The organism is Nonomuraea sp. NPDC049684 (genome assembly GCF_044465345.1).
Classification (GTDB): domain Bacteria; phylum Actinomycetota; class Actinomycetes; order Streptosporangiales; family Streptosporangiaceae; genus Nonomuraea.
On sequence record NZ_JBITLO010000016.1, the window covers coordinates 80,241 to 94,343 of the forward strand.

Annotated in this window: 16 protein-coding genes; 9 read left to right on the plus strand and 7 right to left on the minus strand. The window is 70.5% G+C overall.

Features of this window, described 5'->3' with window-relative positions; translation table 11 throughout:
* Positions 1–92: 92 nt before the first annotated feature.
* Positions 93–791, minus strand: a complete 699-nt coding sequence (locus ACIBST_RS38720) for a class I SAM-dependent methyltransferase (protein WP_397178530.1) — start codon at positions 789–791, stop codon at positions 93–95.
* A gap of 115 nt (positions 792–906) precedes the next feature.
* On the opposite strand from ACIBST_RS38720, the gene ACIBST_RS38725 reads away from it, so the two are divergent.
* The 7 genes from ACIBST_RS38725 to ACIBST_RS38755 all read left to right on the plus strand — a co-directional run bounded on the left by ACIBST_RS38725 (position 907) and on the right by ACIBST_RS38755 (position 7,645).
* A complete protein-coding gene (locus ACIBST_RS38725) occupies positions 907–1,716 on the plus strand; it encodes a sugar phosphate isomerase/epimerase family protein (RefSeq protein WP_397178531.1) in 810 nt (269 codons plus the stop codon).
* Complete coding sequence (locus ACIBST_RS38730) at positions 1,713–2,501, plus strand: class I SAM-dependent methyltransferase (RefSeq protein WP_397178532.1); 789 nt, start codon at positions 1,713–1,715, stop codon at positions 2,499–2,501. Before ACIBST_RS38725 ends, ACIBST_RS38730 begins: the two co-directional genes overlap by 4 nt.
* A 16-nt stretch (positions 2,502–2,517) precedes the next feature.
* The gene (locus tag ACIBST_RS38735; protein ID WP_358291609.1) at positions 2,518–3,102 is read left to right on the plus strand and encodes a TetR family transcriptional regulator; all 585 of its coding nucleotides are present in this window, start codon (positions 2,518–2,520) and stop codon (positions 3,100–3,102) included.
* 126 nt (positions 3,103–3,228) lie between these two features.
* On the plus strand, positions 3,229–5,328 hold the full coding sequence (locus ACIBST_RS38740; RefSeq protein WP_397178533.1) for a (Fe-S)-binding protein: 2,100 nt from the start codon (positions 3,229–3,231) through the stop codon (positions 5,326–5,328).
* A gap of 147 nt (positions 5,329–5,475) precedes the next feature.
* A complete protein-coding gene (locus ACIBST_RS38745) occupies positions 5,476–6,270 on the plus strand; it encodes a hypothetical protein (RefSeq protein ID WP_352327379.1) in 795 nt (264 codons plus the stop codon).
* Positions 6,267–7,334 carry a glycosyltransferase gene (locus ACIBST_RS38750; RefSeq protein ID WP_397178534.1) on the plus strand — a complete coding sequence of 356 codons (1,068 nt, stop codon included), beginning with the start codon at positions 6,267–6,269 and terminating at the stop codon, positions 7,332–7,334. The genes ACIBST_RS38745 and ACIBST_RS38750 overlap by 4 nt, the downstream gene beginning before the upstream one ends.
* A gap of 29 nt (positions 7,335–7,363) precedes the next feature.
* A complete protein-coding gene (locus ACIBST_RS38755) occupies positions 7,364–7,645 on the plus strand; it encodes a metal-sensitive transcriptional regulator (protein WP_352327377.1) in 282 nt (93 codons plus the stop codon).
* A gap of 119 nt (positions 7,646–7,764) precedes the next feature.
* On the opposite strand, the gene ACIBST_RS38760 is transcribed toward ACIBST_RS38755, so the two are convergent.
* Together ACIBST_RS38760 and ACIBST_RS38765 are read right to left on the minus strand one after the other, a co-directional pair.
* Positions 7,765–7,926 carry a hypothetical protein gene (locus ACIBST_RS38760; RefSeq protein ID WP_020540796.1) on the minus strand — a complete coding sequence of 54 codons (162 nt, stop codon included), beginning with the start codon at positions 7,924–7,926 and terminating at the stop codon, positions 7,765–7,767.
* 214 nt (positions 7,927–8,140) lie between these two features.
* Positions 8,141–9,469: a hypothetical protein gene (locus ACIBST_RS38765; RefSeq protein ID WP_397178648.1), complete on the minus strand. Its 1,329-nt coding sequence runs from the start codon at positions 9,467–9,469 to the stop codon at positions 8,141–8,143.
* Positions 9,470–9,543: 74 nt separating this feature from the next.
* Here ACIBST_RS38765 and ACIBST_RS38770 point away from each other — a divergent pair, with 74 nt between their 5' ends.
* Entirely contained in the window at positions 9,544–10,422 is an 879-nt protein-coding gene (locus ACIBST_RS38770) for a hypothetical protein (protein WP_397178535.1), read from the plus strand.
* Here the strand turns inward: ACIBST_RS38770 and ACIBST_RS38775 are convergent.
* Positions 10,394–10,915: a gamma carbonic anhydrase family protein gene (locus ACIBST_RS38775; RefSeq protein WP_357975257.1), complete on the minus strand. Its 522-nt coding sequence runs from the start codon at positions 10,913–10,915 to the stop codon at positions 10,394–10,396. The two genes, ACIBST_RS38770 and ACIBST_RS38775, sit on opposite strands and share 29 nt — an antisense overlap.
* 147 nt (positions 10,916–11,062) lie before the next feature.
* Here ACIBST_RS38775 and ACIBST_RS38780 point away from each other — a divergent pair, with 147 nt between their 5' ends.
* A complete protein-coding gene (locus tag ACIBST_RS38780; protein ID WP_397178536.1) occupies positions 11,063–12,112 on the plus strand; it encodes a hypothetical protein in 1,050 nt (349 codons plus the stop codon).
* A gap of 157 nt (positions 12,113–12,269) precedes the next feature.
* Here the strand turns inward: ACIBST_RS38780 and ACIBST_RS38785 are convergent, their stop codons facing one another.
* The 3 genes from ACIBST_RS38785 to ACIBST_RS38795 form a co-directional block, all read right to left on the minus strand.
* The gene (locus ACIBST_RS38785; protein ID WP_357975253.1) at positions 12,270–12,512 is read right to left on the minus strand and encodes a hypothetical protein; all 243 of its coding nucleotides are present in this window, start codon (positions 12,510–12,512) and stop codon (positions 12,270–12,272) included.
* Positions 12,513–12,650: 138 nt separating this feature from the next.
* Complete coding sequence (locus ACIBST_RS38790; RefSeq protein WP_397178537.1) at positions 12,651–13,403, minus strand: GntR family transcriptional regulator; 753 nt, start codon at positions 13,401–13,403, stop codon at positions 12,651–12,653.
* Positions 13,404–13,556: 153 nt separating this feature from the next.
* A complete protein-coding gene (locus ACIBST_RS38795; RefSeq protein ID WP_397178538.1) occupies positions 13,557–14,039 on the minus strand; it encodes a VanZ family protein in 483 nt (160 codons plus the stop codon).
* Between the last annotated feature and the right edge of the window lie 64 nt (positions 14,040–14,103).

Genomic DNA, 14,103 nt, shown 5'->3' on the forward strand with positions numbered 1-14,103 from the left:
CGCCTGGAGGAGCGGCGGGAGCGCAGCGACCAGAGCGGGGGAAGGCGGCGGCATGTGGCGACCGAGCCGCCTCACGGAGTGAGGCCATGAGTTCAGAAGTAGCGCCAGCGCAGCACGTTCGGGTAGAAGATCTCCAGGCCGGGGGTCTCCGCGACGGCCTGCTCGGCCACCTCCGGGGCGAACTCGATGCGCAGCACGGCCTCCAGGTCGGCCCGGCGCTCGAAGGTCATCGTGAGGTCGAGCGGCCGACGCTGCCAGCCCTGGCGGACCCAGAACGCCTCCACCTCGCGCGCCGAGTACGTCGGCACCGTGCGGGAGAACCAGCGGCCGAACGAGCCGCGGGTGGCGTCGAGGTCGATGACGAACGCGGCGCCGCCGCGGCGCACGACGCGGGACAGCTCGCGCAGGCCGGGCTCGCAGCCGGGGCCGAAGAAGTAGGCCCAGCGGGCCATGGCCACGTCGACGCTCGCGTCGGGCAGCGGGAGGTCCTGGGCGGCGGCGGCGTGCACCGAGACGTTGGGCAGGTTCGCGCAGCGGCGGCGGGCCAGTCCGGCCAGGTCGCCGTGGGGCTCGACGCCGATCACGGCGGCCGCGTCGGCGGCCAGGACGGGCAGGTGGAAGCCGGTGCCGCAGCCGATGTCGAGCACGGTCGCGCCGGCCCACGGACGCAGCTCGCGCATCGCGGCGTCGGCCGCGCCCTGGGGGTCGACGGCGCGGTTCTCCAGCTCGTAGACCTGGGGAGCGTTCCAGATGTTCGGGCTGGGGATCGCGCCTCTGGCTATCCGTGGCATGGCCCCCACCGTAGCGGGGTCAGGGGGTGTGTCTTTGGGGTGGGATGAGGGGTTGGGTAGGGCTATCTGGTGGGGCTCACGCGCCAGAGGCGCTTCTCCGGCTTAGGCTGGCAACGTGGCTGATGTCATCCGCGTGCCCAATGCGAAGATCGCATTGTCCACCGCCTCGGTATATCCAGAACGCACTCCCGACGCGTTCGAACTGGCCGCGCGCCTGGGCTACGACGGTGTCGAGATCATGGTCGGCGCCGATCCGGTGAGCCAGGACATCGACGTGATCGAGCGGCTGTCGGAGCATTATCAGGTGCCCGTCCTGGCGATCCACGCGCCCTGTCTGCTCGTGACGCAGCGGGTGTGGGGCAGAGACCCCTGGGCCAAGCTGGTCAGGGCGCAGAAGGCCGCTGAGCGCCTCGGCGCCTCGACGGTCGTGGTGCACCCGCCGTTCCGCTGGCAGCGCGACTACGCCCGCGACTTCGAGAACGGCCTGGCCCGCATGCGTGAGGAGACCGATGTCACGTTCGCGGTCGAGAACATGTTCCCGCTGCGCGCCAGGGGCAACGACGTGGTGCCGTACTCGCCCGACTGGAACCCGATCGACTACGACTTCCCGCAGGTCACCCTCGACCTGTCGCACACCGCGGTGTCCGGCTCCGACGCCATGGAGATGGCCACCAAGCTCGGCGACCGGCTCGCCCACCTCCACCTGGCCGACGGCATGGGCGTGACCAACAAGGACGAGCACCTGGTCCCCGGCAGGGGCAACCAGCCGTGCGCGCAGATGCTGGAACGCCTGGCGAACTCGGGCTACGGCGGCCTGGTGGTGCTGGAGATCAACACCCGCAAGGCGGCCAGCCGCACCGAGCGCGTCGACGACCTGGCCGAGGCGCTGGCCTTCGCCCGCCTGCACCTGGCGGCGTCCCGATGAACGTGGGGCCGACCAGGAACGTCGGGCCGACCAGAGACCTCGCGCGGGTCTTCGACAGCGTGGCCGACGCCTACGACGCGGGCCGCCCGACCTATCCCGACGAGATGTACCGCGCGCTCACCGAGGTGACCGGGATCGAGCTCGACGGCGCCACCGCGATCGACGTGGGCGCGGGCACGGGCATCCTGACGCACGCGCTGCGGGCCCGCGGCTCCCAGGTGATCGCGGTCGATCCGGGGGCGGAGATGCTGGCCCGGCTGGTCACGCGGATCGACGGCGAGCCGCCGCCGGTCGCCGCGGTGATCGCCGACGGCAACGCGCTGCCGCTGGCCGACGGGGTGGCCGACCTGGTGACGTACGCCCAGTCGTGGCACTGGCTCGACCCCGTCGTCTCGATCGCCGAGGCCAGGCGGGTGCTGCGGCCCGGCGGCGCGATCGTGGGCTGCTGGAACCTGCACCACGCGGCCCAGGCCGAGTGGCTGGCCGCCTACGAGGCGCGGCTGGCCGAGGCGGTGCCCACGTACTGGGGGCCGGCGGTCGAGGAGTGGTCGGTGCCGCCGATCGCCGCGGCCTTCGAGGTGGTCCAGGAGCGCTGGATCCCGTGGACGAGGCTGGTCGGCATCGAGGACTTCCTGCTCGACCTGCGCTCCCACTCGTACATGGCGGCGCTGTCGCCGGACGCGGCCGACGAGCTGGTCGGGCGGCAGCGCGGGGAGCTGCGGAAGGCCTTCCCCGAGGGCGTGCTGTCGGTGCCGATGCGGGTGTACCTGGCGGTGGGCCGGTGACCGGCGGGGCGCGGCCATGAGCAACGTACGACGCCGGCCCGGACGCAGGCCCGGGTCGGCCGACACGCGCGGCGAGATCCTGACGGCGGCGCGGCGGGTGTTCGCCGAGAAGGGCTTCGACAAGGCCACGGTCCGCGGGATCGCGCGGGAGGCCAAGGTCGACCCGGCTCTGGTCCACCACTACTTCGAGACCAAGGAGGGCATGTTCGCGGCGGCCATGCAGCTGCCGATCACCCCCGACGAGGTCATCCCGCTGCTGCTGGACGGCCCGCGCGAGGAGATCGGCGAGCGGCTCGTGCGGATGATCCTGCGGGTGACCGCCGAGCCGGAGACCCGCGAGCCGATGATCGCCCTGATGCGCTCGGCGCTCACGAACGAGCAGGCGGCGGCGATGTTCCGGGAGTTCATCACCAACGCGCTGCTCTTCCAGGTGGCCGACCGCCTTGGTGTTCCGCACCTACGCATCGAGGCTGCTTTTGGCCAGATGTACGGAGTGATCATGGGCCGTCACGTGATCAAATTGGAGCCGCTGGCCAGCGCCGATCCGGAGGAGCTCGTCGAGCTGATAGCCCCGACCATCCAGAGGTACTTCACGGCGTAGAGCATTGTTCTGTATAGGGCACTGACCATAGGGTATGGATGTCATCCCGGGAAGTTACTGGCCGGTAAGCTTCCTGGAAACACGTGTCCGTATGCTGGCAGCCATCGTCGTCTGTGGGAGGACCCCGTGCTCTGGGTAGCGATCATCGGGCTGGTCATGACCGTCCTGGCGGTGGCCGTCGCCGGCCGCAGGGTGTTGTTCCTGTTCAAGCTGGCGACCTCCGGGCCACCCGCGCCCGAACGCGTCGAGTACGCCAAGGAGCACGCCGCCGACGAGCTCAAGGCCCAGCTCGTCGAGGTCTTCGGCCAGAAGAAGCTGCTGAAGTGGACGCCGTCCGGCACGGCCCACTTCTTCGTCATGTGGGCGTTCTTCATCCTGCTGACCGTCTACATCGAGGCGTACGGCGCGATCATCCAGGGCGCGATCACCGGCGAGCCCGACTTCCACATCCCGCTCATCGGCACCTGGGGCGTGCTCGGCTTCCTCCAGGACTTCATCGCGGTCGCGTGTCTGCTCGGCCTGGTCGCCTTCGCGATCATCCGGGTCAAGAACTCGCCCAAGACGCTGGGCCGCAAGTCGCGTTTCTCCGGCTCGCACCTCGGCGGCGCGTGGCTCGTCCTGTTCATGATCTTCAACATCATCTGGACGCTGTTCCTGGCCCGCGGCGCCTCGGCGGCCAACGGCAACTTCCCCTACTCCTCCGGCGCGTTCGTCTCCCTGGCGCTCGGCGACGCGCTGCCGGCCAGCCCGCTGCTGGAGGAGATCGCGCTGCTCCTGCACATCGGCTTCATGCTGGTGTTCCTGGTCATCGTGGTGAACTCCAAGCACCTGCACATCTTCACCGCGCCGCTCAACGTGCTGTTCTCCCGGCGTCCCAACGGGCTCGGCGCCGCGTCCGAGCTGCGCGTCGACGGCAAGCTCGTCGACTTCGAGGACGAGGAGCTCGACGCCGAGCGCCTGGGCCGCGGCAAGATCGGCGACACCACGTGGAAGGGCTTCCTCGACTTCTACTCCTGCACCGAGTGCGGCCGCTGCCAGTCGCAGTGTCCGGCCTGGAACACCGACAAGCCGCTCTCGCCGAAGATGCTCATCCTCGACCAGCGCGACCACGCCTTCAAGGTGGCCCCGTACCTGATGGCCGCGAGCACCGAGCACGCCGACACCGACGTGCTCGCGCTGCTGGAGAAGCCGCTCGTCGGCGAGGACGGCGTCATCCACCCCGACGTGCTGTGGTCGTGCACCAACTGCGGCGCCTGCGTCGAGCAGTGCCCGGTGGACATCGAGCACATCGACCACATCCTTGACATGCGCCGCTACCAGGTCATGGTGGAGTCGTCGTTCCCGTCCGAGGCGGGGGTGATGGTGAAGAACCTGGAGAACAAGGGCAACCCGTGGGGCATGTCCGAGATGAAGCGGGCCGACTGGATCGAGGAGCTCGACTTCGAGGTCGAGCTGGTCGAGGAGAAGATGCCCGAGGACGCCGAGTACCTGTTCTGGGTGGGCTGCGCGGGCGCCCTGGAGGACCGCGCCAAGAAGACCACCAAGGCGGTCGCCGAGCTGCTGCACATCGCGGGCGTGAAGTTCGCGGTGCTCGGCCCGATGGAGGCGTGCACCGGTGACCCGGCCCGCCGCCTGGGCATGGAGTACCTGTTCAACATGCTCGCCCAGCAGAACATCGAGACGCTGAACGAGGCCGGCGTCAAGAAGATCGTCGCGACCTGCCCCCACTGCTTCAACACCCTGGCCAACGAGTACCCGCAGCTCGGCGGCACCTACGAGGTCGTGCACCACACCCAGCTGCTGTCGAAGCTGGTGGACGAGGGCCTGCTCACCCCCGTCACGCCGATCGAGGAGAAGATCACCTACCACGACCCGTGCTTCCTCGGCCGCCACAACAAGGTCTACTCCCAGCCCCGCGACATCATGTCGAAGGTGCCCGGCGTGCAGACCCAGGAGATGCACCGCCACAAGGACCGCGGCTTCTGCTGCGGCGCGGGCGGCGCGCGCATGTGGATGGAGGAGCGCATCGGCAAGCGCATCAACACCGAGCGGGTCGACGAGGCGCTCACCACGAATCCCGACACCGTCTCGACCGCGTGCCCGTTCTGCATGGTGATGCTCGGCGACGCGATCAACGAGAAGAAGAACAGCGGCGAGGCCAAGGAATCGCTGGAAGTCGTGGACGTCGCGCAGCTGTTGATCAAATCGGTCAAGGGCGCTTCCTGACCACGAAAAGTCGGACTCCTCTACAGGCTCTGTAGAGGAGTTCCGCACGTCACGGGCCCCCTCGCTGGAAATCTCCCATCCACATAACGGGAAAATCACGGTAACCTCAACGTCGCATGGCCTTATTCGACGGGGAGGGGGCTGGTGATGCGCGTCGTGGTCACGGACGCCGAAGTCACCCTGGCCGACGTGCTCTCCCTGCGACTCGCCATCGATGAGCCCCTGCGTGACGGCACCGAGCTCGTGCTGCGCCATCGCGCCACGGGGGTCGAGCGCGACGTGCGCCTGGGCCGCACGGGAAGCCGGACGCGGGAGGCCACGCTGGCCGTCTCGCTGGCGCCGCTGGAGCTGACCGCCGGCCGCTGGGACGCCTACCTGCGGCACGAGGGCAGCCGCAGCCGGCTGCGCAGCGTCGACCCGGGGTTCTCGCTCGACCACCTCGACGCGTACGCGCTGTGCCGGCGGACGCTGGCCTACCGGTCGTACCGGACGCGGAACGGGTTTCTGGCCCTGAAGATAGCCGACGCCGCGCCGGTGGCCGAGGTGCGGGCGATCTGGTTCAGGGAGGGCCGGTTCGAGGTGACGGGGCTGCTGGCGTACACCGGGCTGGAGGACGACGACGCGCGCCGCGAGGCCACGCTCACCCTCGACCGCAGGCCGACCAGGGAACGGGTGTCGGCCAACGCCACCGTCCAGGGGGTGCGCTTCCACGCGGCGGTGTCGCTGGTGAACGTGGTCGAGGCCGACCCCGACACGGCCGGCACCTGGGAGCCCGCGCTGGAGGTCGAGGGCGTGCCCACGCCGCTGCGGCTGGGCGCCTGGCTCGACGACGTCGACGGCAAGCGAAGACGGCTGCACTATCCCTCGGCCGAGATCGACGGCGTGCCCGTCCGGCCCTGTTACACCGCCGACGACGAGCTGCGCATCGAGGTGGGCGGATGAAGGTCAGCCTGGTGCTCGCCTCGGCCTACGGCATGCGCGGCGACGTGCGGGCGACGCTCAACCTCGCCACCGCCCTGTCCGAGCGGCACGAGGTCGAGGTCATCAGCGTCCGGCGGCAGAAGGAGAAGCCGTTCTTCCCCGTCGGCTCCAAGGTGGCCATGCGCAGCCTGGTCGACGCCCGTCCAGGGGTGCGCCACCTGCTGCCGCGCGGCCAGATGCGCACCGAGATGGCGCTCTGGCGGCTGCTGCGCGGGCTCAGGTCCGACGTGCTGATCACCACCAGGCCGGGCATCGGCGTCCAGGTGGCGCGGCATGCTCCACGTGAAACCATCAAGATCGCCAGGGAGTGGGGGCGGCCCGCCGTCCCCGGGCCGGTGCAGCGGCTCTACCCGCGCCTCGACGCGGTCGTGACGGCCACGGAGTCGGCCCAGGAGGAGTGGGGCAGGCTGCTCGGCGACGGGTCCGCCGTCCACTCCGTGCCGGACGCGCTGCCGGGCGGCCCGTGGCCGCGGTCGCGGATGGACAACCGGATCGTGGCGGCCGGGGGGCGGTGGGTGTCGGTCAAGGCGTACGACCGGCTGATCAGGGCGTTCGCGATCGTGGCGGACAAGCGTCCCGACTGGCGGCTGCGGCTCTACGGCGGCGGCCCCGAGGAGCGGCGGCTGCGGTCGCTGGTGAGCGAGCTCGACCTGCACAACCACGTCTACTTCATGGGCGTCACGCCCGACCTGGCGGGGGAGTTCGCCAAGGCGTCGATCGTGGCCAACCCCTCCCGCAGCGAGGACCTGGGCATGACCGTGCTGGAGGCCATGGGGTGCGGGGTGCCGGTGGTGGCCTTCGAGGGCGCCAGGGGCCCCAGGGAGTTCGTGGCGACCGGCTACAACGGCGTGCTGGTTCCGGAGAGCGAGAGCGAGGCGCAGCACTTCGCGGGCGCGCTGCTGGCGCTCATCGACGACGAACGCCGCCGCCGCTCGCTGGCGGCCGGCGCCCTCGACACCGCAGTGCGCCATTCGGCCGAGGAAGTCGCCGGACAGTGGGAGAAGCTGCTGTCAGATCTCCGCTAGCTCATACGGGTTACGGGTACCGTAGAAGCATGCATGGGTACAGCGGAGACAAGCAGGCATATCTGACGCGGCTCCGGCGAATCGAGGGCCAGATCAGGGGCCTGCAGCGCATGGTCGACGACGATGCCTACTGCATCGACGTGCTCACCCAGGTCTCCGCGGCCACGCGGGCCCTTCAGGCCGTGGCGCTCGGGCTGCTGGAGGAGCACATCTCCCACTGCGTCGCCGACGCGATCAACACGGGCGGCCCGGAGGCCGAGGCGAAGGTGAAGGAGGCGTCGGCCGCCATCGCCCGCCTGGTCAAGTCGTAGGGGGTCGCCTCCTCCATACGTAGGAGAGGCGCACCCTCGATTGACTAGTTACCTGTAATAGCCGGGAACCACTGTCCCGGACCCCACAGGAGCCCGGGACAGGTAATTTTCGATGGTCTTCAGCGACTCGCCGAAGTCCGCAATCCGAGCGCGTCGTCGAGTTCGTCCAAGGTCAGCCGCCGCTCGCTGACAGCCACGGCCGTGAGCACCTCGGCGTAGAGCGCAATCTCGTCCAACGCGACACGGTCGTGGACCCGAGAGTCCAGGTCGTCGTGCCCCACCGCGTCGTCCTTCCTTCCGCAGCCCACACCCTCTACGAGGTTACGGCGAGGGCCCTTCCGGCGACATGGCCCATCGGAGTCATTCCTTTCGGCGTCACGGGGGCCCCACAGGGATCATTTCCCGAAGTCGAGATCACAATTCAGCGAATTGCCCGGTGACTGAAGTGATAGAGGGATATAGGCGGAGTAAGGGTGAAATAACGGTAATAGTGCGTTACGGGTGACCGATGTGGTGGTCGTCGCGTTCGTGGATCAGCTCCCGGACCAGCGCGCTCTGCCCGGCCAGGCCGTGCTGCGGCACCTTGGCACCGGTCAGCCGTCCCCACGCCAGGCAGGTGGCGTACGCGGCGCCCAGCACGGCCGCCTTGCTCTCCCGGTCGGGCGGCGTCACCACCGCCGCCTGCGGCGCCGGCACCCCGCCCGGACGGGCGGGGAAGCCCTCCGGCTCGGTGCGCTCGGCCGCCGACGTGCCCGTCAGCCCGGCACGCTCCAACTCCACGTACGCCCGCCGCAACCGGTGGTTCAGCCGCTCGGGCAGCATCCTCCTGGAGTCCGACAGGTCGGCCAGGTACGCCGCCGCCGCTCCGGACGCGTCCTCCACGAAGCCCAGCGCCTCGACCAGGTCGTACACCGAGTGGGCGAAGTAGGCGTCGGGATCGGTCTCGGGCAGCAGGGCCAGGGCCAGCCGCGGCGGGCAGCGGTCGAGCCAGGCCCGGCGCACGGCGTCGTCCCCCCGCGCGGCCGTGGCGTCGTCGCGGCCGGGCCGGCGCAGCACCGGCTCCACCATCGTCAGCAGCGCCAGCGCCCGCGGCCTGAACCGGATGTCGGACAGCAGCACCTGGGCGGTGTCGGCGATCAGCGCGGCCAGCCGCAGCGCGGCCCGCGGCCGGCCCGCGCGGGTGCGCTCGGACACCAGCGTGACCAGGTCGAGCAGCGGCGGCGCGGGCAGCCAGCGCACCCATTCGTCGCCGGGCAGCGAGCGGCGCAGGTACTCGCCGAACAGGGTGATCAGGCGCTCGTTGCCGTCGAAGGCCGGCGCGTACGCGCACCACATGACCGTCCCCCAGACGGCGGCGACCGTGCTCGGCACGTCGGCGGCGAAGATCTCCCCGAAGGCGGTCAGCGGGTAGTCCAGCTCCGACTTGCGCCCGGCCCCGCGGACGATCTCCGCGATCTGCCCGGTCACCACCGGCAGCACGTCGGGCCCGATGAACGCCTGGGTCGAGCCCGGCTCGGCGGCGAAGTCGGGCCCGGTGGGCACCACCTCGTCCGGCAGCGCGGCCGTGGCGTGCCCCACCTTGCGCGCCCGTTCGCCCCTGGGCGGCGGCGCTGGGTGCCAGCGGCCGTCGCCGGGGTCGTGCAGGTGCCAGCGGGCGTACGCGCCGTAGAGCCAGCGGTCGCCGTCCTGGGTCACCAGGACCCTGGCCGCCAGGACGTGCGCGCGGTCGGGCACGGACAGGCCCTGCCAGCGCGGGTCCGCGACCATCGCGCGGACCTCCGCCTCTGCCGAGGTGAACGCATCCCAGGGGCGCACGGCCGTCATCGTACTGGGCCGCCCGACGTCACCCGTCGGCATTTCACGGCAGAATGTCCGCTATGAGGGCAAAGGTGGCAGGGGTGTTGGCAGTGGCGGGTGTGGTGAGCGGCTGCGGGACCGCCGCGGCGCCGCCCACTCCCACCGGTCCCGGCGTGCTCACCGTCCAGAACGCCCAGGCGCCCACGCCCGGCGGCGAGGTCGGATCGGCCTCCAGCGAGTTCGCCGACGCCGCGGAGCTGGCCGTGTGGAGCAAGCTGAGCGACACCGAGAAGGACGTCGACAGGATCGCCAAGCTCGACGTGAACAAGACCGCCAAGGGCGCCCTCTACCTGGAGCCGAAGACCTCCACCTGGTACGACGCCTTCCGCGGCCCCTTCGTCTACCAGGAGCTGGCCGGGGACATCGTCATGCACGCCCGGGTCAAGGTCACCGGCAAGAAGGGCGGCAGGCCCGCGCGCAAGTTCTCGCTCGGAGGGCTCATGGCCCGCCAGCCGGGCACGTACGACAAGCCCGTGTGGATGTCCGTCACCACCGGCACCGCCGACGCGGCCGGGCAGGTCGAGGCCAAGTTCACCCAGGACGGCAGCTCCAAGCCGCTGGAGGTGGCGGTCAAGGGCGGCTGGGTTGACCTCGTCCTGGCCAGGCTGGGCCGGGTCGCCGTCGCGCTCTACAAGGAGGACGGCGGCGCCTGGAAGGTCGCCAGACGCTGGCCCTCGAACCTCCCCGAGGTGCTGCAATGGGGTGTCACCGCCTACACCGACTGGGACAGCTACGGCGCGCTGAAGAAGGACGCCGCCAAGGCCAACGCCAAGCAGGTCAAGGGCGTGCCCGACCTCAAGCTGACCGTCGACTTCGTCCGCTTCCTCCGCCCCGAGCTGCCGGAGTACGCCGACCCGCTCAACACCGCCTCGGTGTCGGACCAGGTCCTGATCAAACTGCTGACGCCTGCCGGTGCCTGACCGCCTTGGCCATGTAGTTGTCCGGCGTGCGGGCGAAGGAGGCCCGGTCGTCGTCGGTGAGCTCGCGCACGATCCGGCCGGGCACGCCGGCGACCAGCACCCCGGACGGGATCTTCTTGCCCGGCCCGACCAGCGCTCCGGCGGCGACCAGCGTGCCCGCGCCCACCCGGGCGCCGCCCAGCACGATCGCGCCGATGCCGACCAGCGCGCCGGTCTCGACGTGCGCGCCGTGGACCATGGCCTTGTGGCCCAGGCTGACCCGGTCCTCCAGGATCGCCGGCTGGCCCGCGTCGGCGTGCAGGCAGCACAGATCCTGTACGTTGCACTCCTCGCCGATCTCGATCCGCTCGTCGTCCCCGCGGAGAACGGAGCCGTACCAGATGCTGGACGCCCGGCCCACCCGCACACTCCCGACCACGACGGCGCCGGGCGCGATGTACGCCTCCGGGTGGATGTCCGGCACTGCCCCGTCGTCCAACGCTGCTATGTACATTCGTCCAATCGTAATTCCCGCCCCAGGTGTGGCGTTCCGGTTGCGGACGTGGGCAGATGGCAGGAAAGTCGTTTCCTGACGTCTCGTCGTCAGACCCTCACAACCCGCAGTTTTCCCCCGCCTCACGCAAACCCTTAGGTAACCCCCATGACAAACCAGCACGAGAGCATTCCCGACCTGATGCAAGAGGACACCTTCGAAGTCGTGATGCGCGGCTACAACCGCCGTCAGGTGCACGACTACATGATCCGTACCCGGAACCAGATCCGGGATCTGGAAGAGCGGCTGGCACGGGCGATCGACCAGGCGGAGCAGGGCCGGGTCGAGCTGGCGGAGGCCAGGCGGCGGATGGTCGAGGCGCCCCAGAGCTACGAGGACCTCAGCCCGCGGCTCGCGCAGATCCTCAAGCTGGGCGAGGAGGAGGCCGCGGCCAAGCGCGCCGACGCGGAGGCCGAGGCGACCGCCGTGCGGGAGAGCGCCAGGGCCGAGGCCGAGCGGCTGGTGACGACGTCGCGCGAGACGTCCGACAAGATGCTGACCTCGGCGCAGGCGGAGGCCGAGCGGCGGGTGGCCGAGGCCACGCAGGCGGCCGAGCGCATGCTGGCCCAGGCGGGCGCGGACGCCGAGGAGCAGCTCGGGTCGGCCCGCAGCGAGGCCGAGAGCCTGCTGCGCGACGCGCACGCCGAGGCCGAGCGGGTGGTCGGCGGGGCGCAGGCCGAGGCGGAGCGCATGATGGCGGCCGCCAACGCGCAGGCCGAGCAGCTCGTGGCGGGGGCGCACGCGGAGGCCGAGTCGATGCTGGCGGCGGCGCGTCAGCGCACGGCCTCGCTCGACGAGCACGCCGGGCGCCGGGTGGAGTACCTGACCAACACCCACACCGAGGTCGTGCGGCGGCTGACCGAGATCGGCTCGGTGCTCGGCGACCTCATGCGCACCGAGGCGGCGGCCGGGCAGCTCGTGCCGGAGTCGGCGCTGCCGCCCGCGCCGGTCGCCCCTCAGCAGCCGGTGGCCGCTCAGCAGCCGGTCGCCGTTCCGGCGCCCGCGCCGGAGCCCGCCATCGAGGCCGCGCCGGCCCCGCAGCACTCCGCGCAGGACGACGTGCGGGTCATCGTCGAGCAGGACGAGGAGAAGCCGAAGGAGAGCGTCTCCGACGACACCGACGTGCACATCCTGCGGCTGGGCGAGTACCACACCTAGAGCGTGAAGGGGCGGGGAGCGGAAGCCCCCGCCCCCGATAGGGTCGGAGACTTCCGCGTTCGTGGCCCCGTTGGGGGCCCGGTGCCGGGGCCGCCGAGACGCTGGACCCGGCACCGGGCTGCTCGCGTGCGAGCCGCGGAACGCTCCACGGCCCGCGTCAGGGAGGAGCGGGGCCGGCCCACCAGCGGGGCTGCCGGCCAGTCCGTTCCTCCTGGTCCCGGAGCTGGTCGCGCAGGCCGTCCGGGTCGTCCGCGTCGATGGTCATCGCACATCCGGCCTCGCGCTGCGCCGCGTCGAGCGGATGGTGCCGCGTGGCCCACCAGCGGCCCGCGTCGCTCCGCCAGATGGTCCACCTGGGGTACTCCCGGGCGATCTCGGCAAGATGCCGGTCAACGGACATCCGCGCACCTCTCCCGGGCCCCAGGCGAAGGTTCCATCTCCTGTACGGTTCCATCTCCTTAGAAGATGAGGGACCTCTCTAGAGAAATCAATGATCGTGATGGACAGGTCAACCTATCGCTTGACAGATCGGGTTGAACTAGGCGTCGAAGTCGTACTGGAGTACGTATGCCGCCGAGTCCAAAACCATCTCGTTGAGCTCGACGGGTCTGCCGCCCGCCGTGTACGCGGTGCGGGCGATGACGATGACGGGGGTTCCGCCGGGCAGGTCGAGCAGCCCGGTCTCGCGGGGGCCGGGCATGCGGGCCCGCACCTCCTCGGTGAAGTGGGCCGGGGGCAGGCCCAGGTCGCCGAGCCTGGCGTAGACGCCGCCCGGCCCGGTGTCGGGCATGGTGATGGCGCTGCCCTGGACCAGGCGGGCGGGGAAGGAGGAGGTCGCCAGTTGCACGGGCCGGCCGTCCACGGAGTAGCGGCGCCGGCGCACCCATACCTCGCCGCTCTCCAGGACGCCCGCCACCTCCTCCGATGCGCGCTCCAGCACCACCTCCACCTGGTCCACGGTGAAGGGACGGCCCCGGGTGTCGGCGTCCCAGATGGCACGCCCCTGACCCCACTGCTCTCGTGACAGGCGGCGCGAGCCGTGTCTGCGGATCGGTTTGAACAGGCGCACGTAGACCCCCGAACCTCGTTTGGGCACCGCCAGCCCTTCGTTGATCAGTACGGCAAGCGCCTGCCTGGCGGTGGCGCGTGCGATTGCGTAGTCGGCCATGAGCGCGTTCTCGCCCGGTAGGCGGTCCCCGTCGCGCAGTTCGCCGGACAGGATCCGGGCGCGGAGGCCGTCGGCGATGCGGCGATAAATAGGGGGCTCGTGGGGTACCGGGGATTCAGACACGTTTCGATCACCCTCTGTCACCAACCAGGTTGTGGCGTCTCCAGAGAACTTGCCCCGTCTTGTCCACGATCGCACAGATACAGAGGTTGGTCCCGAGCTTCTTTTGAGCTGATCGTGCCTGTGTGATGAATGCGAGGACGTTTATGCAGACCGTTACCGTGGAACGGTCTGGGCCGCTATTCGCGGGGCCCACCAGCGGCGAGTAACCGACGCGGCCAGCACCGCGCCCGCGGTGTTCATGATCACGTCGTCCACGGAGGAGAACCGGCCCAGTCGCAGGGCGTACTGGAGGAACTCGACCGTGACCGAAAAGGCCGCCGCGACGGCCGCAACCCGGCCGTGGGAGGCCATCGCGGCGGTCCGTACGGGCAGCAGGGCGCCCAGCGCGGCGAACACCAGCAGATTGCCCCCGACCTGCACCGTCACCGTCTCCCACGAGGCTCCGGCGAGGTCGGCGAGGTCCATGAACGGGACGAGCCCGACCCCGGCCCGGCCGGTGGACGGCGTGAGGATCATCCACACCCACGGCGCGGTCCCGACGACGACGCCGACGTCGGCGAGCGAGGTGCGCAGCGGCGCCGGATGCCCGGCCCTGGCCCGGCGGCGGGCGAGCAGGACGATCACCAGGGCGGCCACGGGAAGCGCAATAACCCCAGCAATGATGATATTTCCCCACAATTCCCATGTGCGCGCCATTTGG